This window comes from Pseudomonas sp. HD57-3 (assembly GCF_056113135.1).
This window is the reverse complement of sequence record NZ_CM148568.1, coordinates 79003-98601: the sequence shown is the minus strand read 5'-3', so window position 1 is coordinate 98601 and position 19599 is coordinate 79003. Positions and strand designations below refer to the sequence as shown.

Below are 19599 nucleotides of genomic sequence, written 5' to 3'. Positions count from 1 at the left end.
AATGCGGTCCTTGTCTACGGTGAGGGCGCTCGGCTCAGGCCTTGGTGGAGAACCGGTAGCCGGTGCCGCGCACGGTTTGTACCAGATTTTCGTAGGCGTCGCCGAGGGCCTTGCGCAGGCGCCGGATGTGCACGTCGACGGTGCGCTCTTCAACATAGACGTTGCCGCCCCAGACCTGGTCCAGCAATTGGCCACGGGTGTAGGCGCGCTCCTGGTGGGTCATGAAGAATTGCAGCAGACGGTATTCGGTCGGGCCCATCTCGGCAGGTTTGCCGTCGATGGTCACGCGGTGGCTGATCGGGTCGAGCAGCAGGCCGCCGACTTCGATCGGCGCTTCGCCATCGGTCGGGCCGGCGCGACGCAGCACAGCCTTGAGGCGTGCCACCAGTTCGCGTGGGGAAAACGGTTTGGTGATGTAGTCGTCGGCGCCGACTTCCAGGCCCTGGATCTTGTTGTCCTCTTCGCCCTTGGCGGTGAGCATGATGATCGGGATGTCCCCGGTCAGCTCGTCACGCTTGAGGCGGCGGGCCAGCTCGATGCCGGAAGTGCCGGGCAGCATCCAGTCGAGCAGGATCAGGTCCGGTTTGCGGTCGACGATGATGGCGTGGGCCTGCTGCGAGTTCTCTGCCTCGAGGCAGTCATAGCCGGCCATTTCCAACGCAACGGCGATCATTTCGCGAATGGGCGCTTCGTCGTCGACGATCAGAATGCTCCTGCCAACCATGCCTTAATCCTCTTGTCATTTAACTGTCTTGCGCCGCATTAGATAACGGAATTATTGCAGTCGTGTGACAGTATTTTAGTCCGGCGGCGATTGTGCAAATCCTGAACTAAGCTGTAAGTCCGAATCCTGACAACCACAAAAGAAGGTTTCCATGACTCAAATGACTGCTTCCTTTAAGGCTTTGCTGATGGCTGCCGCCCTGACTCTGCCTGGACTGGCGATGGCGGCCGAGCCGGCCATGATGAAAGACGGAATGATGGTCGACCACAAGGGCATGACGCTTTACACGTTCGACAAGGACAGTGGCGGCAAGTCGATGTGCAACGGCGATTGCGCCAAGAACTGGCCGCCGTTGATGGCGCCGGCAGATGCCAAGGCTGAAGGTAAATGGACGGTCATCAAACGTGATGACGGCATGATGCAGTACGCCTACGACGGCAAACCGCTGTACACCTTCGTGAAAGATGCCAAGCCTGGAGACATGACGGGCGACAAGATGAAAGATATGTGGCACGTCATCACTAATTCCGGGCCGAAGAAGTAAGCGCACGCGCAATCTGCCTGCTCCCGTCGCCGGGAGCAGGCGTGTTTCAGCGCAGCGCGTAATCCAGCACGATCCCGACGAAAATCGCCAGCCCGGCCCAGTGGTTATGCAGGAACGCCTTGAAGCAACGCATCCGGTCGCGGTCGCGGGTGTACCAGAACTCCCAGGCGTAGCACCCGGCCGCCACCAGCAGGCCGAAGTGGAACCAGATCCCCAGCTCGAATTTCGACCCCGCCAGCACCAGGCAGCCCAGCGACAGTACCTGCAAGGTCAGGATGATCACCCGGTCCGCTTCGCCGAACAGGATCGCCGTGGATTTCACGCCGATCTTCAGGTCATCGTCGCGGTCGGTCATTGCGTAATAAGTGTCGTAGCCCACCGTCCACAGCAGATTGGCGATCCACAGCAGCCAGGCGGTGGCCGGCAACTCACCGGTTTCGGCGGTGAACGCCATCGGCATCCCCCAGGAGAACGCCGCGCCCAGTACCACTTGCGGGTAGTAGGTGTAGCGCTTCATGAACGGATAGGTGAACGCCAGCGCCAGACCGCCCAGCGACAGCCAGATCGTCGCCGCGTTGGTGCACAGCACCAGCAGGAAACTCACGCCCATCAGCAGCGCGAAGAACACCAGTGCCTCTTTCGAACTGATCTTGCCGGCAGCGATAGGCCGCTGCGCAGTGCGTTTGACGTGGCCGTCGACCTTGCGGTCGGCCCAGTCGTTGATCACGCAGCCGCCGGCACGGGTCAGGACCACGCCGAGGACGAAAATCACGATATTGGCCAGCGATGGCGAGCCTTTACCGGCGATCCACAGGGCCCAGAGCGTCGGCCACAGCAGCAGGTAAATGCCGATCGGCTTGTCCATCCGCGTCAGCTGGATGAAGTCCCAGGCGCGCGGGTTCAAGCGATTCAGGGATTTGAGCAGGCTTTGGTACATCAGCAGTTCTCCGGACGGGCGCGGACGGCTTCCCACAGCGTAGGCAGGAAAATCTCCGCCACCAGTACGCTCAAGGCACCACGGTCGAACCGCGAGCGCCGTCCCCACAGGCCGGCAGCCCGGGAACCTTCGGGCAACCAGTGCTCAGGGTAATGACAGACTTCGATGGCGCGGCGCTGGAAGGCGTGATCGCAGAACAGCAGCTCGCCCAGCGAGCGGCTGCCCAGTTCATCCATGTGCAAGCCGTCGCCTTGCAAGGCACTGCGCGACGCCACGCTGCGGGCGAACACCCAGGCCTCGCCATGCCCGCGCAGATACACCTCGCGCACCCAGCCCTCGCTGCCTTCGGCCAGATCCAGGGCGGCGCATTCGTCGTCGCGCAGGGTCTGCCAGCCTTCGAACAGCGGCGTCACGCTGAAGCCGTCATTGGACAGGCGCGTCAGCCGGCGGGTCAGGGAGCCTTCGTCGAACAGCCAGTCGAGCGTGGATGTGTCGGGGAGGGGTGTCAGTTCGCTTTGCGGGCGCCACAGCGGAGCGTTTGTGTGTTGCACAATGAGTCATTATTGGCAGCAAATGAGGCGGCGAGCTTACCATGCCGCACCGCGAGTTTGATTGATCCGGGTCGCCGCTGCGCCGAACAGGCTTGCATCTGCCCGGCACGATCAGTACAAAACGCCCTGAGCCGGACGGCAGCGCTGCACCATCGACCGTCCGCGCCGGCTAAAGCCTGAACCCTGAGGAAGTACCTGAATGAAAAAGTGGCAATGTGTGGTCTGCGGCCTGATCTACAACGAAGCCGACGGCTGGCCGGATGACGGCATTGCGCCGGGCACCCTGTGGCAGGACGTGCCGGAAGACTGGCTGTGCCCGGACTGCGGCGTCGGCAAGATGGACTTCGAAATGATCGAAATCAACTGAGAAAACACTGAGGAGTAGGGCATGAGCGCACCTGTCGTAATCGTTGGCACCGGGCTTGCGGGTTACAACCTGGCCCGCGAGTTTCGCAAACTCGATGGCGAAACCCCGCTGCTGCTGATTACCGCCGATGACGGTCGCTCTTACTCCAAGCCGATGCTGTCCACCGGCTTCGGCAAGAACAAGGGCGCCGACGGCCTGAGCATGGCCGAACCGGGTGCCATGGCCGAGCAGTTGAAGGCCGAAATCCGCACCCATACCCGCATCAGCGGCATCGATGCGGGCCACAAGCGTCTGTGGATCGGTGAGGAAGCGGTGAGCTATCGCGACCTGATCCTCGCCTGGGGCGCCGAAACCGTGCGCGTGCCGATCGAAGGCGATGGCGGGGATCTGGTGTTCCCGATCAACGATCTCGAAGACTACGCGCGTTTTCGTGCCGCAGCGGCCGGCAAGCGCCGGGTGTTGCTGCTCGGCGCCGGGCTGATCGGCTGCGAGTTCGCCAATGACTTGATTCTGGGCGGCTATGAGGTGCAACTGGTTGCACCCTGCGAGCAGGTGATGCCGACCCTGCTGCACCCGGCCGCTGCGGCTGCGGTGCAGGCCGGGCTGGAAAGCCTCGGTGCACGTTTCCACCTCGGCCCGGTGCTGACCCGTCTGCAGAAAGTCGCTGACGGGCTGGAAGCGCACCTGTCCGACGGTCAGGTTGTCCCGTGCGATGTGGTGGTCTCGGCCATCGGCCTGCGCCCGCGGATCGATCTGGCGGCGGCTGCCGGCATCCAGACCAATCGCGGTGTGGTGGTCGACCGTCATCTGCAAACTTCTCACGCCAACATTTACGCCCTGGGCGATTGCGCCGAGGTCGACGGGCTGAATCTTCTGTACGTAATGCCCCTCATGAGTTGTGCGCGAGCGCTGGCACAGACCCTGGCCGGCAACCCGACCGCAGTGAACTACGGACCGATGCCGATCACCGTGAAAACCCCGGTCTGCCCGCTGGTGGTTTCCCCGCCGCCACGGGGCCGCGAGGGTGTCTGGACGGTCGAAGGGCAGGGCGCCGACGTCAAGGTGCTGTGCCACGACGCAGACGGGCAATTGCTCGGTTACGCCCTGACCGGCGCGGCGGTGATGGAAAAACTCGCACTGAACAAACAGCTTCCGGCCTTGCTGGCGTAAATACCGGTCGTTCTGTCGGAATCACCCCGCTTTTGCCCCCACAAAGGTCGCGGGGAGACTGGCGCCGCCCTTAACCGCGTGCCATCCTCACTCCCGTCTGCCGCAGAGTAGAGCCTGCGGCGCCTTGGGCGCTGTTCCAACGAGAACAGCACGGACATAACAACAAAAAACCGTCAAAGGGGCTTCACTAATGCGTAAACCAGAACTCGCCGCTGCAATCGCTGAAAAAGCGGATCTGACCAAAGAGCAGGCCAACCGCGTTCTCAACGCCGTTCTCGAAGAAATCACCGGCGCCCTGCACCGCAAGGACAGCGTCACGCTGGTGGGCTTCGGCACCTTCCTGCAACGCCACCGCGGTGCACGCACCGGCAAAAACCCGCAAACCGGTGAACCGGTGAAGATCAAGGCCAGCAACACCGTTGCGTTCAAGCCAGGCAAATCGTTGAAAGACAGCGTCAATCCATAATTGCGGTGCACTCCCTGAATAGCGGGGAGAGCCGTAGTGAAAAAATGGGCACTCCGATTGCGGTCGGGTGCCCATTTTTTGTGTCTGTAGGATTCCCGGCTACCTCGGAGTTGTTTCTGTGCCTTTCATGATTTTCTGAATGTTTTTTGTCTTGATATTTATACCTTATCGGCCATTCTTCTATTTATTGTCTATTTATCTGGGCGTTATTCTGTCTGCATATGTGATGAGTACTGCTGCGAGCTAATGCCTTCAAATTGAGACGTAAAGGACGATTTTTGTATTAATGCCCAGATTTCCATACGCAGTGATGGCATTGGATGTGGCTCAGGTCGATTTTTCCGCATGGCCTGGTATTGAATACACACACTTCGTCATTTGCACATTCGCTTCAGGGATTTAGACACTATGCGCCTCCAAGCAATGACCGACGATGCGATTGCCAGCGCCATTGGTGCCCGGCTCCAGGAATTGCGCCTGAAGAAGAATCTCAGCCAGGAGCATGTCGCCAGGGAAGCCGGCATCAGCCGCCAGACCTTGATCAATCTTCTCCATGGCAAAGGCACCCTGGTGAATCTGCTGGCCGTCCTGCGTGTCATTGGCGAGCTGGAAAGAGCGGCCTCACTGGTTGAGCCCGTTCGACCGAGCCCATTGCAAGTGATCAAGATGGCCGGAACGCAGCGCGTTCGGGCAACCGGCACACGAGCGGTGGGCAAGGCGTCAGCAGGGAGCGCAGGCGATTCTGTGTCCGGCAGCGAAGTCAAAAAGGAGGTTGATTGGTGATTACTGCAAAGGTGTATCTGTTCGACCGGTTTGTCGGGGGGCTGCTCTGGGATGAGGGCAGCCAGCTGGGTTTGTTCGAATACGATCCTGAATTCGTCAAAACCGGTATCGAAATCTCGCCTATCCATATGCCCTTGGCTGCGAATCAGACTTACGCCTTTCCCGGCCTGAATCGGGAAACCTACAAAGGCCTTCCGGCTATCCTGGCTGACTCTCTGCCGGATGATTTCGGTAACGCACTGATCGACGCCTGGCTCGCTAAAGAGGGCCGTGACAAAACGACATTCACTCCCGTTGAGCGAATCCTGTATCAGGGTGCACGCGGGATGGGTGGGCTCGAGTATCGGCCCGCCCTCACTGGCTCTGTAAACGCCAGTGAAAGTGTCCAGATTGATGCGCTGGTAGAGCTTGCCAGCGAAGTGCTCTCGCAACGGGAAAGCTTGGCTGATCGCCTCGCAAAACACGATTCCGATGTCGATGACGAGGCACTTCAGCGCTTGATTCAGGTCGGCACCAGCGCTGGCGGGGCGCGGGCCAAAGCCGTTATCGCGATGAACGCGGCTGGCGAGATCCGTTCAGGGCAAGTCAAGGCGCCAAAGGGGTTTTCCTACTGGCTGCTGAAGTTCGACGTTGCCAAAAACACCGACTTCCTGGCCGATTCGCAGGGTTTTGGACGTGTGGAGTACGCATATTCGCTCATGGCCAAAGCCGCCGGCATCACTATGAGCCCGTGCGAATTATTGGAAGAGGGCGGGCGTGCTCACTTTCTGACCAAGCGCTTTGATCGGACCGATGACGGGGAAAAGATCCACATGGCGACCCTGTGTGCCATGGATCATGCCGACTATAAGCAGCCGGGCGGCTACTCCTATGAGCAGGCATTCGGGGTGATGCGAATGCTCGGACTCTCGCGCAGCGACGCAATAGAGTACTTTCGGCGCATGGTTTTCAATGTGGTCGGGCGTAATCAGGATGACCACACCAAGAACACCAGTTTCCTGATGGATCGAGCCGGCACCTGGTCTCTTTCCCCGGCCTATGATGTTTCGTGGTCGTATCAGCCTGGCAGTTTCTGGGTCGCGACCCACCAGATGACTATCAATGGCAAGCGCGACAGGTTTGAGCTCGCGGACCTCGAAGCCGTTGCCCGACAGATCCGGGGCATCGACGCCCCGGCCATCATTCAAGAGGTTTGCGCTGCCGTTAAGCGTTGGCGCGAGATTGCCGGATCAGTAGGCGTTGCACCGCGATTGATCGATGAGATCGAGAAGACACACCGACTCTATCTTGGTGAAGCAATCGCCTGATCAAGCCGAGAAGAAGTACCGGGTCAGGTGAAAGAAGATCGGCGCGGCGAAACAGATCGAATCCATCCGGTCGAGCATCCCGCCGTGGCCCTTGATCATCGTGCCCCAGTCCTTGGCGCTCAGGCTGCGTTTGATCGCCGACATGACCAGGCCGCCGAGGAAGCCCATCACCACGATGACCAGCGACATCAGCAACGACTGCCAGAAGCTGAACGGTGTCATCCAGAACATGCAGCCGCCGATCAACGTGGCGGACAGTCCGCCGCCAACCAGCCCTTCCACGGTTTTTGACGGGCTCACCAGCGGCGCGACCTTGCGTTTGCCGAAGAGCTTGCCGAACACGTACTGCAACACGTCGCTCATCTGCACCACGAACACCAGATAGAACAGCAGCAGGGCGTTCTGGCCCTGGAAGCCCTGCAGATCCAGCAATAACAGCGCGGGTGCGTGGCTGATGCAGTAGATGCAGATCATCACGCCCCACTGAATTTTCGCCGTGCGCTCCAGAAAGCCTTCGGTGTCCTGGCTCAGCACTGCAATCGCCGGCAGCAGCAGGAACGCATACACCGGCACCAGCAGCGTGAACATCGAATACCAATGGGTGCCGATCAGCAGGTATTGCAGCGGGATCAGAATGAAAAACGCTGAAAACAGCGCGTTGTGGTCACCGCGTGCGGTGGGTGTCAGGGTGATGAACTCGCGCAGCGCAAACAGCGAAATGAAGCCGAACAACACCACCGTCGCGTTTGGGCCGAGCAGCCAGGACACGAAGAAAATAATGACCATCCCCCACCACGCGTTCACGCGCTGGTTGAGGTTTTCGATGGTCGCGATCGAGCTTTCGCTCTTTGCCCGTCTGGCCAGTACGCCGCCAATCAGCGAAGCCACCGCCAGCAGTGCAGCGATTGCCGCGAAGAACCACAGGAACTTGGTTTCCAGACTCATTTCGACAACCTCACGATGGCGTCACGCGCCCGATCCAGAAACGCCTGTTTTTCCTCACCGGCAATTCTTTGCAGCGGATCGCCGATGCGGATCGTGCAGATGATCGGCAGCGGCACATGTTTGCCTTTTGGCATCGAGCGATGCAGGTTTTCCAGGTAGATCGGCACCAGGTCGACGTCAGGAAAGGTCTCGGCCAGGCGGAAGATGCCGGACTTGAATTCCCCCGGCAATGCCTGTGTGGAGCGGGTGCCTTCGGGGAAAATGATGATCGAGTGGCCGGCCCGGACCACATCGAAGATCGGCTCCAGCACATTGGTGCCCGGCGCCGGATTACGCTCGATCAGTACTGCGTTCAGGCCTTTCTGCGAGATGTAGGACAGAAAGCGGTTCTTGCCCCAGTAGTCGGCGGCCGCCACCGGCTTCACGTTCAACCGGGCTTCCGGCGGCAGTGCGGCGATGATCGCCAGGGTGTCCATGTGGCTGGTGTGGTTGGCGTAGTAGATGCGTTGGCGCGTGAGGTCCGGCGGGCTTTCCCAGCGGGCGGTCACGCCGATCAAGAAGCGCAGCACCGAAATCAGCGCGTTACTGATCCACATGAGCAGTCCCCTTCAGTTGTCTGGCGATGGCCAGGGTGCGCGTGACGCAGGTGGCAACGGAGCCAAGGGCGATGATCACCAGCGCGATCAGCAAAGCGTAGTGGGTCGCGTAGTAAATGGTTTCGAACACGTTCAACAGCAGCGCCACGGTCATCACCGCCATCCGGTGCTGCTTGGCCATCGGCCCCATGAAACTCTGGGTGAGTCCTAGAGCGCCGCCGAACACCCGGACATACGCCGTCAGCGCAGCGGCCAGTGCGGCAAACCAGCCGAGATCGGACTGGCCGATGGCAAAACCCAGCCCGACGATCAGCAGGCTGTCGGCGACCCGGTCTGGAAACTCGTTGTACAGACTGCCAATGGCCGATTGCTTGCCGCCTTCGATTGCCACCATTCCGTCGAACAGATTGCACAGCAGCCGCAGTTGAATGCCGACGATGCACAAGATTGAACCGGCCACGCCGTTGTCGATGTTCAGGGTCACCGCGCCGAACAGCGCGAAGAGCATGCTGATGACGGAGATCTGGTTGGGGGAGATGTCCCGCTTGACCAGTTCATCCGTGAAGCGTCTCGCCCAGCCCGCCGAGCGGGTCTTGATGGGCCGTCTGTTTTCATCCATTTGCCAATGTCCGTATCAGTGGTAAGCCGTCAATTGATGACTGAGGCTGGCAATATAAAGGCACGTTCGCAGCATGAAATATATTGATGTAAGAACAGTCCGCGACATTTGTCAGAACAATCCACATCGAAAGTGTGTGCTTAAGCAGGGCGAAGGCTTGATGGATTGACGGCGACTTGCGTGAAGTCCTGCAATTGTGCGGGTAAAGAAGTCTTGTGAAGTATGCAAAGTGTGCGATGACATCAAATTGATGGCACTTTTATTGTTACCTGTTGTCCTCCTCGATTTGTTTAAAGATGCCTATCTGTTTTCGGAAGATTCCTACTTTATTTTCTTTCCAGTATTGTCATGCTTTCGTCCGTATTTTGGAACGTGCGTTCAAGGAGGTGTCGGCGGGTTTCACGCAGGCGCTCTGGGACGCAGGTTACGCCGGGGTTTGAAAGGCACGGTTGATATAAGCCGATATCAGGGAAACCCCTGACACATATAGGGCGATCTCCTACAGCGCCCAATGAACAGTTCGTCTTGTTGTTTAATCAGATGCTTGCTAGTGGCCATCATAGTGATTACGATGCGCCCACTTGAAAGAGCACACACTCAATTGGATGAGTCTTCTCACTGCTCTTCGATACTGTCCCCGCGCCGCTGCAACTCCAATAGGCGCACGACCGTAATCCAAACAAAGGCCATGGATGTCCTACTCAAGCAAACTTTCCGCCCATTACCTCGAACTCGCTAAAGTCTCTGTTTCCAAAGAGAATTTTGCGGGCGAAGACGTTCGCTTCTCGAGCGAATTCGAGGCCCTGGAAAGCGAGCTGGCCAAAGCCTCTTCGATGCACGAAAGCGGGCAGATCGACTGGCTGAAAATTCGCGAAAACAGCGAAAACCTCCTGCGTACCCAATCCAAGGATTTACGTGTCGGCGCCTGGCTGACCTGGTCGCTGTACCAGCGTGAATCCTTCCCCGGCCTGCTGGCCGGCCTCGGTTTGCTGCACCACTTGTCGGAAAACAACTGGGCCGAGGTCCACCCGCTCAAACCCCGAACCCGGGCCGCCGCCATTGGCTGGCTGGTGCCGCGTCTTGAGCAGGTGATCACCGAGAACATCGCGATCAAGGAACAGCTGCCGATGTTCCGGCAACTGTCCGAGCACCTGTCCGGTCTCGACGCCGCCTGCACCGAGCATCTGGGCGATGATGCGCCGCTGCTGTTGCCGCTCTCCCGTCGCCTGAAAACCATGATCCAGCGCGCCGCCGACAACCAGCCGGCACCCGGCGTGGTGGGCGCGGCGGTGGCGCAGGTCAAGCAGGCCGCCAGCCAGTTGCTGGCGCCCGGCGCGCCGATCGACAACGAGAAAGAAGCCCACAAGGCCCTGCGCGCCCAGCAGGAAAGCGCCCGCCCGTTGTGCGCCTGGTGGCTCAAGCAGAAAGCCACCGACCTGCGCGCGCTGCGCCTCAACCGCACCTTGCTGTGGATGACGATCGATGCGGTGCCCGAACGCAACGCCGAGCAGATAACCGTGCTGCGCGGGTTGCCGGTCGACAAGCTCAAGCAGTATCAGGACCGTTTCGATCAGGGCAAATACGCCGACCTGCTGGTGGAACTGGAGGCGAGCCTGGCGAAGGCGCCGTTCTGGTTCGATGGCCAGAGGATGGTCTGGGAATGTCTCCAGAACCTCAACGCCGAGCTGGCCATGCGCGAAGTGGAAATCCACTTCGCGCTTTTGATTCAGCGCCTGCCCGGCATCATCGAGCTGCGTTTCCATGACGGCACGCCGTTCGCCGATCCGTCCACCCGGGCGTGGATCGCCGGCAACGTCATGCCGCACCTGCAAAGCGCCAGTGCGCCGCGCAAGGTCGAGACCGAGAACGTCGAAACCCAGCCAGCCTGGGAAAAGGCCTTGGAAGAAGTCCAGCCGATCCTGCGCAAGGAAGGCCTCAAACCGGCGGTGCAGATCCTCAAGCAGGGCCTGCAATCAGCGCACGGCGGGCGCGAACGCTTCTTCTGGCAGTTCGCCCTCGCGCGGCTGTGCTTTTTGGCCAAGAAATACGAACTCGCCAAGAACCAGCTCGAAACCCTCGATCAGACATTACAGGACTCAGGCCTGCACGCCTGGGAGCCCGATCTTGCATTGGAAGTGCTGCACCTGCTGCACAGTTGCTGCGAGTTGTTACCGCAGAACCATGCCGTACGTGAACGCAAGGAAGAGATTTATCGCAGGCTGTGCCACCTCGATCTCGAAGTGGTACTCGAATAGGCCCCAGGGCCACAACCGCAAGGAGAAAAGCCATGGCCAAAGAAGGCTCGGTAGCCCCCAAGGAACGCATCAACGTCACCTTCAAACCCGCCACCGGCGGTGCTCAGGAAGAGATTGAACTGCCGCTGAAGCTGCTGGCAATCGGTGACTACACCCACCGCAAGGACGATCGCAAGATCGAGGATCGCAAGCCGATCAGCATCGACAAGATGACCTTCGACGAAGTGCTGGCCAAGCAAGAGCTGGGTCTGACGCTGAGCGTGCCGAACCGTCTGCAGGAAGATGGCGAGGCCGACGAGCTGGCCGTGCAACTGCGCGTCAACTCCATGAAGGACTTCAACCCGGCCAGCCTGGTCGAGCAAGTGCCTGAGCTGAAAAAACTGATGGAACTGCGCGACGCGCTGGTGGCCCTCAAAGGCCCGCTGGGTAACGCACCTGCGTTCCGTAAAGCCATCGAAGGCGTGCTCGCCGACGACGAATCCCGCGGTCGCGTACTCGGTGAGCTGGGCCTGAACGCCGCAGCCCCGGACGCTTGAGACTCCAGCAGCCAAGGAAGCCAACACAATGAGCACTAGCGCAGCACAACAGAACGCCGCAGAAAACGGCGAGTACAGCATCCTCGACAGCATCATCGCCGAAACCCGCCTGACGCCGGACGACGAAGCCTACGACATCGCCAAGCGCGGTGTGTCGGCGTTCATCGAAGAGCTGCTCAAGCCGCAGAACAACGGTGAGCCGGTCAAGAAAGCCATGGTTGACCGCATGATCGCCGAGATCGATGCCAAGCTCAGCCGTCAGATGGACGAAATCCTGCACCACCCGGACTTCCAGGCGCTGGAATCGTCGTGGCGTGGTCTGCAACTGCTGGTCGACCGCACCAACTTCCGCGAAAACATCAAGATCGAAATCCTCAACGTCTCCAAGGACGACCTGCTGGACGACTTCGAAGATTCGCCGGAAGTGATGCAGTCGGGCCTGTACAAGCACATCTACACCGCTGAATACGGCCAGTTCGGTGGTCAGCCGGTTGGCGCGATCATCGCCAACTACTACCTGTCCCCAAGCTCGCCGGACGTGAAACTGATGCAGTACGTGTCCAGCGTAGCCTGCATGTCCCACGCGCCGTTCATCGCCGCTGCCGGTCCGAAATTCTTCGGCCTGGAAAGCTTCACCGGTCTGCCGGACCTGAAGGATCTGAAAGATCACTTCGAAGGCCCGCAATTCACCAAATGGCAGAGCTTCCGTACCTCGGAAGACTCCCGCTACGTTGGCCTGACCGTTCCGCGTTTCCTGCTGCGTAACCCGTACGACCCGGAAGAAAACCCGGTCAAATCGTTCGTGTACAAGGAAAACGTTGCCAACAGCCACGAGCACTACCTGTGGGGCAACACCGCTTACGCGTTCGGCACCAAGCTGACCGACAGCTTCGCCAAATTCCGCTGGTGCCCGAACATCATCGGCCCGCAGAGCGGCGGCGCGGTTGAAGACCTGCCTCTGCACCACTTCGAAAGCATGGGCGAAATCGAAACCAAGATTCCTACCGAGGTTCTGGTTTCCGACCGTCGTGAATACGAACTGGCCGAGGAAGGCTTCATCTCCCTGACCATGCGTAAAGGCTCCGACAACGCGGCGTTCTTCTCCGCAAGCTCGGTGCAGAAACCGAAGTTCTTCGGCATCAGCGCAGAAGGCAAGGCTGCAGAGCTGAACTACAAGCTCGGCACCCAACTGCCGTACATGATGATCGTCAACCGCCTGGCTCACTACCTGAAAGTGCTGCAGCGCGAGCAACTCGGTTCGTGGAAAGAGCGTACCGACCTCGAGCTGGAACTGAACAAGTGGATCCGCCAGTACGTGGCCGACCAGGAAAACCCGAGCGCCGAAGTACGTGGCCGTCGTCCGCTGCGCGCTGCGCAAGTGATCGTCAGCGACGTTGAAGGCGAGCCGGGCTGGTACCGCGTCAGCCTGAACGTGCGTCCGCACTTCAAGTACATGGGTGCCGATTTCACCCTGTCGCTGGTTGGCAAGCTGGACAAAGAGTAAGAGCGACTCATGGACGGATACGGCAGCCTTTTCGAACGCCTCAACGGCGACGCGGAACTACGCAAGGGCAGGAGCCTCGAGGCTTCGGCCATGGCGTCGGTGGCTGCCCATCTGGCCAAAATGCTCAGCACCCGGGCCGGCAGCGTGCAAACGCTGTCCGACTACGGGTTGCCCGATCTCAATGACATGCGCCTGAGCCTGCACGACTCCCTGAGTCAGGCCCGCCTGGCCATCGAAAGCTTCATCGAAGCCTACGAGCCGCGCCTGAGCAACGTGCGTGTCATTTCCCTGCCGCGAGACCACGATCAGCTTCGCCTGGCCTTCAGCATCGAGGGCCTGCTGGAAGTCGAGGGTTTCAAGCGTCAGGTCAGTTTCGCCGCGCGCCTGGATGGCAGCGGTCAAGTGAAGGTCAACTAAGGAGAACCCCGATGTCTGGCAAACCAGCAGCACGCGTATCCGACCCCACCGCTTGCCCGCTCCCCGGCCACGGCACCAACCCGATCGCCGCCGGTTCCGGCGACGTGTTCTTCGACGGCCTCCCGGCGGCCCGCCAGGGCGATGCCTCGGCGTGTGGCAGTGCATTGGTCGGCGACCTTGCGACCACGGTTCTGATCAACGGCAAACCGGCCGCAACCGTAGGGTCGGTCGGAGCCCATGGCAACAAGGTCACTGCCGGGTCCGGGACGGTAATCATCGGCAATTCGCATTCGCCTGCACCGTTTTCGGGGCTTGCCGCCCTTGCGGTCGCCGCTGCTCTGGATTACCGACTGGGTCTTAAGTCGGGTGGCAACTCGGTTCTGACGCCGCTGGAGATACCGGACTTCGATGAGCTGAAGTCCGGACCATCGAAAAACCGTGAGCTGGTCGACTTCGTCGTCGAGAACCGCATGGATGCGGCAGACAGTGTGAAGCTGGAAGTGCTGGACGGCGAAAAGCCGGTCTACACCGAAGCCAATACCGCCCCGTTCCTGCCCCCTGGCAAGCATCCGTGGCAATGGGATGGGTACGACACTGCCGGCATCCTCGACACCAAAACCCTGAAGAGCCCCAACCTCAAACTTCGTCTGACCGCGACCGGAGCGGGCAAGCAGCAAGTCACCGAAGTTAAGCTCGCGTGTTCGGCTGAAGAGGTGAAGTGGGTCGACGTGCGTATTGATCGCAATGCCAAGACCGTGGAAGTGACGCTGCGCCCGAGCTTCTCGGAGGGTGGCAGCAGTGGTTCCACGCCTGGCCTGGTGCCTACGCCGTTCAGCACTTTGCTGGATTGGGCGAAGGAAGGCATCGAATTGTATTGGTCACGCAATGGTTCGCGCGGTGGTGGCATTGCCGAAGGAATCACCACCAGCAAAGGGGTCTACAAAGTCACGGTCAGGGCCGAGGTCAATGTCGAGCCAAAGGCCGGGAACTTCCCGTTGATTGACTCGTTGTCAGCGGACTTCGGTCGTTCGACCAGCCTGGCAATTGCCCGGAAGGTTTACCACAACGCTGGCTATGCCTTTGACCAACTCGTCAAGCGTCAAGGCTTGACGGCTGCGGATGCTGCCAACTATGCGCAGGAAGAGTTCAAAGAGACCTCGGCCCATGAATTCGGGCATCTGATTCTCAACGAATACGGTGGTGGGCTGATCCCGAACTACTCGTGGACGCACAAAGAAACCTCAACGTTGATGCAAAACCCCAAGGCAAACCACCCGACACCAAGCACGGGTGAGGTGGATGTCATGCATTACTTCAGCAGCTACACCCAGACGTCCACCAACCTGCAAAAGCGCATGGCCGCTTCTGAACAGGACGTGAAAAGCCTGCTTTGGCTGGCCAGGGTTGAATTCAATGACTAGGTTCGCCGGTTTCATCCTGCTGTTTGTTTCCTTGTACGGCTGCGCGGCGCAGCAGGTCTACAACAACCATGTGTACATCGAGAACCGTTGTGGCCAGCCACTCGAGATGAAGGTTTCCAATAGCTCAAACATGCACTCACTGGAACGCAACCTGACAGTTGCAGCAGGCGCTCGTGCGCTCGTGGCGAGTTTTGTCTCGTACGGTGAAGACGTGATCGAACAGATCCCGAGCAACTATCAGCTGACCATCAACGACGCTGCGGGCAGTAAATCCATTGACGCCACTCAGTTGAAACAGCGCCTGGCAGTTGTCGAGAAAGTTACTGAAGGAACCCAGCGTGAGTGGACGATCCGTGAGGCTTCGATCTGCCCATGAAGCGTTTTTTCGGATCAGCTCCATGAAGCTCAGAGCCTGGCAATGCCTTATAACTTTTCTCAGCTCGGTCGGTTTGCTGGCGATTCTGGTCGCCTTTGCGTTGTTGTTGCGAATGGAGCGCTCCACCGAGCCCAAGCTGTTCGCCCATCCCAATGCGCTGTGGATTGGGGCCGAGGACGGCGGGGTATTCGTTGAAATTACCAGGAACGAAGCGCCGGATTATTACGTGGAGATTCGTCACGAGAGTGGCGGTATGTGGACTGAAGGCTGGGTTCGGTACGGCACCCGAGACAGTTATCCGCTCAGCGCCGCAGCTGTCGGCGGCTACGATGGCGTCGAGCTCTATCTGTACACGGGCGTCGCGATCACGTCGCAAAAACAGGGAATTGCGCAGCAATGAATATCTACGTGCGCCTTGCTCTGTGTCTGGTGATTCACGCGGTGGGATGCGTGGCCTACGTATTTCTGAACAACGCAGTCGTTGTGGCCTACAAGGCGTTTAACGGCGGATTTACTACCCGTGGGGTGGCGATCGGTATTGCTCACTACATGTTCATTTACATCTTTTTCGGGGTGAACGCGCTGGCCGCGATTATCCCGAAACTGTGGGCCAAGCTCGGCCTGCTCACACTAATGGTTGCCTGGATTCTATTCATGATGGTGCCCGACAACCCGTTGCGGGCGCTGTTCTACACCGTGGCTCAGGGCGGGGTGACGTTGCTGGCGATTCTGGCCACGCAGGTCATTGAGCTGCGCCTGGAAAAGCGCGCGTTGATGCGGCAGGCAATGCCTGCGATTGCTTCGCAGAACGTGCTTTCGAAGATGAGGACCTGCCCGTGATCGGTGTATCGAACCAGATGCCCATCCTCAGCCGCGCGCAGCTGAGTTTTTTCATGGGTGCCTTGTGGACGCCATTCTTGGCCATGCTGGCGTTTTCATCCTATGGCCTGTGGATTGGCGATTATTCGACATTCGATTCGTCCGAGACCCACTGGGTGTATCTGTTGTGGTTTGGCATGCCCGGACTGTTGTTATTTGCGCTGTGGGTATCGCGAACCGCGAAGAGCCGCAATGAGCAGCAGGCGCTGCGAATGGTCTGGCTGGCGCCGTTGAAGATCATCCCTTTCTACGCGGTGCCCTGGATGCTTTATGGCTTGTGCAGCCTGCTCGTCGGGCCGTTCGACAATGCTTTCATGGCCTATGGCTGGATCCTGCTTGTGCCGTACCTCCTGATCGCCGGTTACTTCTGCGCCGGAGTGACGGTTGCGCTCTACAGGATATTTTTTTGATGAGTTCCACTACCAGGCAGGTAACCCGTGTCCTTTAACCACTACTACCAAAGCGAACTCACCGCACTGCGCCAACTGGGCCGCCGTTTCGCCGAGCGTAGTCCGGCGTTGGCGCCGTTCCTGGGGCAGGCCGGGCGGGATCCGGATGTGGAGCGGTTGCTGGAAGGCTTTGCTTTTCTGACCGGACGGCTGCGCCAGAAGCTTGATGATGAGTTGCCGGAGCTCAGCCATTCCCTGATGCAACTGCTGTGGCCGAACTACATGCGCCCGCTGCCGGCATTCAGCATTCTGCAGTTCGATCCGCTCAAGCGTTCCGGGCCGGCGCTGAAGGTCGAGCGTGATACGCCGATTGAAAGCGTGCCGATCGAAGACGTGCGTTGCCGGTTCCGCACCTGCTACCCGACCGAAGTCATGGCGCTGGATCTGGCCGCGCTGAACTACTCGGTGAAGGGCGACGGTTCGTTGCTCAGCCTGCGCCTGGAGATGAGTGCCGACGGCCACCTCGGCGAGCTGGAACTGAGCAAGCTGCGCCTGCACTTTGCCGGCGAGCGCTATATCAGCCAGATGCTCTATCTGAGCCTGCTGCGCAACCTCGACGGCATCGAACTGATCCCGCTCGACGGCGCCGGCAAGCCGATCGACGGCGTGAGCGGCAAGCCGATGGCGTTCAAGATTCCGGGCGACCGCGTCAAGCCAGTGGGTTTTGCCGAAGAAGAAGCGTTGATCCCGTATCCGCTGAACACCTTCCGCGGCTATCGCTACCTGCAGGAATACTTCGCTTTCCAGGACAAGTTCCTGTTCGTCGATGTCCACGGTCTGGACATCCTCAAGGCGCTGCCGGAAGACACGCTCAAGCAGATGCGTGGTCTGGAATTGCGCTTCGATATCCGCAAGAGCGGCATCATGCGCATGCGTCCGACGACGGATAACGTGAAGCTGTTCTGCACGCCGATCGTCAACCTGTTCAAGCACGACGCACTGCCGATTCGCCTCGACGGCAAACAGGACGAATACCTGCTGCTGCCGGCGGAATTCGATCTGGAAAACTGCGGCGTGTTCTCGGTTGAAACCGTGACTGGCTGGAAGCCCGGCGGCCTCGGTTATCAGGAGTACGTGCCGTTCGAATCCTTCGAGCACGACCCGAGTTTCGACGTGCCCAACAGCCGTCCGCATTACAGCATCCGCCAGCGTTCGTCGCTGCTACACGACGGCCTCGACACTTATCTGAGCTTCGGCATCCGCCACACTGAAGCCCATGAAACCCTGTCGATCGAGCTGGTCTGCACCAACCAGAACCTGCCGCGCAAACTCAAGCTCGGGCAGATCTGCATGGCCTGCGAAGAGACCCCGGAGTTTCTGAGTTTCCGCAACATCACCCCGGCCACTTCCAGTTTTGCGCCGCCGCTGAACCGTGACTTCCTGTGGAAGCTGATCAGCAACATGTCGCTTAACTATCTGTCGCTGGCCGACGTCAATGCACTGAAGGTGATTCTCGAAACCTACGACCTGCCGCGCTACTACGACCAGCACGCGGAGAAGGTCAGCAAGCGCCTGCTCGGCGGACTGAAACTGATCAAGCATCACCACGTGGACCGGTTGCACCGTGGTCTGCCGGTGCGCGGTTTGCGCACCGAACTGACCATCGACCCGGAAGGGTATATCGGTGAGGGCGACCTGTTCGTCTTCGCCTCGGTTCTCAACGAGTTTTTCGCGCTTTACGCCAGTCTCAATTCATTCCACGAGCTGCGGGTAAAAAGCACACAGGGAGAGGTGTACCAATGGACACCACGTATGGGCCTGCAGCCCCTGCTTTAAGCGGGCTGACGAAGGTAATACGCGAGTACTCGCTGTTTCAGGCCGTGCTGCTGGTGATCGACCGGCTGCGCGATGCGCACCCGTACCTGAGCGAAGACGACCTGTACGACCAACTGGAATTCCAGGCCAACCCGAGCCTCGGATTTCCGCGCAGCGATGTCGATCGTGTCGAGTTTTTCGAAGAGCACGGGCAGATGCGCGCGCGCCTGCGTTTCAACCTGATCGGCCTGGTCGGCTCGGGCTCGCCGCTGCCGGCGTTCTATGGCGAGCAAGCCCTGGGCGACAGCGAAGACGGCAACCCGACGCGCAACTTCCTCGACCTGTTCCACCATCGCCTGCAACGGCTGATGCTGCCGATCTGGCGCAAGTATCGCTATCGCGCGAGCTTCCAGAGCGGCGCGGTCGACCCGTTCTCGTCACAGCTGTTCGCCCTGATCGGCCTCGGCGGCGACGAGATCCGCAAGGCCAAGGAACTGAACTGGAAACGCCTGCTGCCGTACCTCGGCCTGCTCAGTCTGCGGGCGCACTCGGCGGCGCTGATCGAAGCGGTGCTGCGTTACTACTTCAAGCACGAAGACCTGGTCATCGAGCAGTGCATCGAGCGCCGCGTGGAAATCCTCGAAGAACAGCGCAACCGCCTCGGCTTCGCCAACAGCGTGCTGGGCGAAGACCTGGTGCTGGGCGAACACGTGCGCGACCGCAGCGGCAAGTTCCGCATTCACATCACCGAACTCGACTGGGAGCGATTCCACGAATTCCTGCCCATCGGTTTCGGTTACCAGCCGCTCTGCGCGCTGGTGCGGTTCACCTTGCGTGACCCGCTCGATTACGACATTCGCCTGGTGCTGCGCCCGGAAGAAATCCGCGAACTGCGCATTGGCGAGAAGAACGACTGTCGCCTGGGGTGGACCAGTTGGCTGGGCTGCGAAAAAGCAGACGGCGTGGTGACCTTGGGCAGCAAAATTCATTAAGGACGT

General features: G+C 59.6%; 22 protein-coding genes and 1 pseudogene. 17 read left to right on the top strand and 6 right to left on the bottom strand.

Features of this window, described 5'->3' with window-relative positions:
• Positions 1-34: 34 nt before the first annotated feature.
• Entirely contained in the window at positions 35-724 is a 690-nt protein-coding gene (gene phoB, locus AC0R79_RS00480; protein ID WP_007896474.1) for a phosphate regulon transcriptional regulator PhoB, read from the bottom strand.
• Positions 725-875: 151 nt separating this feature from the next.
• Between phoB and AC0R79_RS00475 the strand changes: the two genes are divergently transcribed.
• Positions 876-1268 (top strand): COG4315 family predicted lipoprotein, encoded by a 393-nt coding sequence (locus AC0R79_RS00475; RefSeq protein WP_127800685.1) that lies wholly within the window; start codon positions 876-878, stop codon positions 1266-1268.
• A gap of 46 nt (positions 1269-1314) precedes the next feature.
• Here AC0R79_RS00475 and ubiA read toward each other — a convergent pair whose 3' ends face one another.
• Both ubiA and AC0R79_RS00465 read right to left on the bottom strand, forming a co-directional pair.
• Complete coding sequence (gene ubiA, locus AC0R79_RS00470; protein ID WP_375744541.1) at positions 1315-2205, bottom strand: 4-hydroxybenzoate octaprenyltransferase; 891 nt, start codon at positions 2203-2205, stop codon at positions 1315-1317.
• Positions 2205-2756 (bottom strand): chorismate--pyruvate lyase family protein, encoded by a 552-nt coding sequence (locus AC0R79_RS00465; RefSeq protein ID WP_375744539.1) that lies wholly within the window; start codon positions 2754-2756, stop codon positions 2205-2207. The genes ubiA and AC0R79_RS00465 overlap by 1 nt, the downstream gene beginning before the upstream one ends.
• A 199-nt stretch (positions 2757-2955) precedes the next feature.
• Between AC0R79_RS00465 and AC0R79_RS00460 the strand changes: the two genes are divergently transcribed.
• The 5 genes from AC0R79_RS00460 (at position 2956) to AC0R79_RS00440 (ending at position 6849) form a co-directional block, all read left to right on the top strand.
• Positions 2956-3123, top strand: a complete 168-nt coding sequence (locus AC0R79_RS00460) for a rubredoxin (protein WP_007954349.1) — start codon at positions 2956-2958, stop codon at positions 3121-3123.
• Between the two features lie 21 nt (positions 3124-3144).
• Complete coding sequence (locus tag AC0R79_RS00455) at positions 3145-4293, top strand: NAD(P)/FAD-dependent oxidoreductase (protein WP_474732725.1); 1149 nt, start codon at positions 3145-3147, stop codon at positions 4291-4293.
• A 190-nt stretch (positions 4294-4483) separates the two neighbouring features.
• Entirely contained in the window at positions 4484-4759 is a 276-nt protein-coding gene (locus tag AC0R79_RS00450) for an HU family DNA-binding protein (protein WP_003213368.1), read from the top strand.
• 408 nt (positions 4760-5167) lie between these two features.
• Positions 5168-5542 (top strand): helix-turn-helix transcriptional regulator, encoded by a 375-nt coding sequence (locus AC0R79_RS00445; RefSeq protein WP_127800679.1) that lies wholly within the window; start codon positions 5168-5170, stop codon positions 5540-5542.
• On the top strand, positions 5542-6849 hold the full coding sequence (locus AC0R79_RS00440; RefSeq protein WP_127800996.1) for a type II toxin-antitoxin system HipA family toxin: 1308 nt from the start codon (positions 5542-5544) through the stop codon (positions 6847-6849). The genes AC0R79_RS00445 and AC0R79_RS00440 overlap by 1 nt, the downstream gene beginning before the upstream one ends.
• Here AC0R79_RS00440 and AC0R79_RS00435 read toward each other — a convergent pair whose 3' ends face one another.
• From AC0R79_RS00435 to AC0R79_RS00425, 3 genes are read right to left on the bottom strand one after another with little or no spacing between them, the layout of a single operon-like run.
• On the bottom strand, positions 6850-7794 hold the full coding sequence (locus tag AC0R79_RS00435; protein ID WP_085606186.1) for a phosphatidate cytidylyltransferase: 945 nt from the start codon (positions 7792-7794) through the stop codon (positions 6850-6852).
• The gene (locus tag AC0R79_RS00430; RefSeq protein WP_127800675.1) at positions 7791-8390 is read right to left on the bottom strand and encodes a lysophospholipid acyltransferase family protein; all 600 of its coding nucleotides are present in this window, start codon (positions 8388-8390) and stop codon (positions 7791-7793) included. Before AC0R79_RS00430 ends, AC0R79_RS00435 begins: the two co-directional genes overlap by 4 nt.
• Positions 8377-9009: a CDP-alcohol phosphatidyltransferase family protein gene (locus AC0R79_RS00425; protein WP_474732722.1), complete on the bottom strand. Its 633-nt coding sequence runs from the start codon at positions 9007-9009 to the stop codon at positions 8377-8379. The genes AC0R79_RS00430 and AC0R79_RS00425 overlap by 14 nt, the downstream gene beginning before the upstream one ends.
• Positions 9010-9701: 692 nt before the next feature.
• Between AC0R79_RS00425 and tssA the strand changes: the two genes are divergently transcribed.
• The 11 genes and pseudogenes from tssA to tssG all read left to right on the top strand — a co-directional run bounded on the left by tssA (position 9702) and on the right by tssG (position 19593).
• Complete coding sequence (tssA, locus tag AC0R79_RS00420; RefSeq protein WP_474732721.1) at positions 9702-11264, top strand: type VI secretion system protein TssA; 1563 nt, start codon at positions 9702-9704, stop codon at positions 11262-11264.
• A 32-nt stretch (positions 11265-11296) separates the two neighbouring features.
• Positions 11297-11800: a type VI secretion system contractile sheath small subunit gene (gene tssB, locus AC0R79_RS00415; RefSeq protein ID WP_003229587.1), complete on the top strand. Its 504-nt coding sequence runs from the start codon at positions 11297-11299 to the stop codon at positions 11798-11800.
• Positions 11801-11828: 28 nt separating this feature from the next.
• Entirely contained in the window at positions 11829-13304 is a 1476-nt protein-coding gene (gene tssC, locus AC0R79_RS00410) for a type VI secretion system contractile sheath large subunit (RefSeq protein ID WP_007954371.1), read from the top strand.
• Positions 13305-13313: 9 nt separating this feature from the next.
• Positions 13314-13721, top strand: a complete 408-nt coding sequence (gene tssE, locus AC0R79_RS00405; RefSeq protein WP_007954373.1) for a type VI secretion system baseplate subunit TssE — start codon at positions 13314-13316, stop codon at positions 13719-13721.
• An 11-nt stretch (positions 13722-13732) separates the two neighbouring features.
• Positions 13733-14026, top strand: a pseudogene (locus AC0R79_RS00400) (PAAR domain-containing protein); the annotation flags it as partial.
• 1108 nt (positions 14027-15134) lie between these two features.
• Complete coding sequence (locus AC0R79_RS00395) at positions 15135-15518, top strand: hypothetical protein (protein WP_474732717.1); 384 nt, start codon at positions 15135-15137, stop codon at positions 15516-15518.
• Positions 15519-15540: 22 nt separating this feature from the next.
• Entirely contained in the window at positions 15541-15918 is a 378-nt protein-coding gene (locus AC0R79_RS00390) for a hypothetical protein (protein WP_474732715.1), read from the top strand.
• A complete protein-coding gene (locus AC0R79_RS00385; RefSeq protein WP_323159680.1) occupies positions 15915-16358 on the top strand; it encodes a hypothetical protein in 444 nt (147 codons plus the stop codon). The genes AC0R79_RS00390 and AC0R79_RS00385 overlap by 4 nt, the downstream gene beginning before the upstream one ends.
• Positions 16359-16375: 17 nt before the next feature.
• The gene (locus tag AC0R79_RS00380; RefSeq protein ID WP_423815168.1) at positions 16376-16807 is read left to right on the top strand and encodes a hypothetical protein; all 432 of its coding nucleotides are present in this window, start codon (positions 16376-16378) and stop codon (positions 16805-16807) included.
• 27 nt (positions 16808-16834) lie between these two features.
• Positions 16835-18622 carry a type VI secretion system baseplate subunit TssF gene (gene tssF / locus AC0R79_RS00375; RefSeq protein ID WP_007954380.1) on the top strand — a complete coding sequence of 596 codons (1788 nt, stop codon included), beginning with the start codon at positions 16835-16837 and terminating at the stop codon, positions 18620-18622.
• A complete protein-coding gene (gene tssG / locus AC0R79_RS00370; protein ID WP_007954381.1) occupies positions 18586-19593 on the top strand; it encodes a type VI secretion system baseplate subunit TssG in 1008 nt (335 codons plus the stop codon). Before tssF ends, tssG begins: the two co-directional genes overlap by 37 nt.
• Positions 19594-19599 lie beyond the last annotated feature (6 nt).

Bases quoted from the DNA above. Each gene is read 5' to 3' on its own strand.
- AC0R79_RS00450 (WP_003213368.1), top strand. From the start codon at position 4,484: ATGCGTAAACCAGAACTCGCCGCTGCAATCGCTGAAAAAGCGGATCTG.
- tssE (WP_007954373.1), top strand. From the start codon at position 13,314: ATGGACGGATACGGCAGCCTTTTCGAACGCCTCAACGGCGACGCGGAA.
- AC0R79_RS00460 (WP_007954349.1), top strand. From the start codon at position 2,956: ATGAAAAAGTGGCAATGTGTGGTCTGCGGCCTGATCTACAACGAAGCC.
- AC0R79_RS00390 (WP_474732715.1), top strand. From the start codon at position 15,541: ATGAAGCTCAGAGCCTGGCAATGCCTTATAACTTTTCTCAGCTCGGTC.
- AC0R79_RS00380 (WP_423815168.1), top strand. From the start codon at position 16,376: ATGCCCATCCTCAGCCGCGCGCAGCTGAGTTTTTTCATGGGTGCCTTG.
- tssG (WP_007954381.1), top strand. From the start codon at position 18,586: ATGGACACCACGTATGGGCCTGCAGCCCCTGCTTTAAGCGGGCTGACG.
- tssB (WP_003229587.1), top strand. From the start codon at position 11,297: ATGGCCAAAGAAGGCTCGGTAGCCCCCAAGGAACGCATCAACGTCACC.
- tssC (WP_007954371.1), top strand. From the start codon at position 11,829: ATGAGCACTAGCGCAGCACAACAGAACGCCGCAGAAAACGGCGAGTAC.
- AC0R79_RS00425 (WP_474732722.1), bottom strand. From the start codon at position 9,009: ATGGATGAAAACAGACGGCCCATCAAGACCCGCTCGGCGGGCTGGGCG.
- AC0R79_RS00475 (WP_127800685.1), top strand. From the start codon at position 876: ATGACTCAAATGACTGCTTCCTTTAAGGCTTTGCTGATGGCTGCCGCC.
- AC0R79_RS00435 (WP_085606186.1), bottom strand. From the start codon at position 7,794: ATGAGTCTGGAAACCAAGTTCCTGTGGTTCTTCGCGGCAATCGCTGCA.
- AC0R79_RS00385 (WP_323159680.1), top strand. From the start codon at position 15,915: ATGAATATCTACGTGCGCCTTGCTCTGTGTCTGGTGATTCACGCGGTG.
- ubiA (WP_375744541.1), bottom strand. From the start codon at position 2,205: ATGTACCAAAGCCTGCTCAAATCCCTGAATCGCTTGAACCCGCGCGCC.
- phoB (WP_007896474.1), bottom strand. From the start codon at position 724: ATGGTTGGCAGGAGCATTCTGATCGTCGACGACGAAGCGCCCATTCGC.
- AC0R79_RS00455 (WP_474732725.1), top strand. From the start codon at position 3,145: ATGAGCGCACCTGTCGTAATCGTTGGCACCGGGCTTGCGGGTTACAAC.
- AC0R79_RS00445 (WP_127800679.1), top strand. From the start codon at position 5,168: ATGCGCCTCCAAGCAATGACCGACGATGCGATTGCCAGCGCCATTGGT.
- AC0R79_RS00395 (WP_474732717.1), top strand. From the start codon at position 15,135: ATGACTAGGTTCGCCGGTTTCATCCTGCTGTTTGTTTCCTTGTACGGC.
- AC0R79_RS00430 (WP_127800675.1), bottom strand. From the start codon at position 8,390: ATGTGGATCAGTAACGCGCTGATTTCGGTGCTGCGCTTCTTGATCGGC.
- tssA (WP_474732721.1), top strand. From the start codon at position 9,702: ATGTCCTACTCAAGCAAACTTTCCGCCCATTACCTCGAACTCGCTAAA.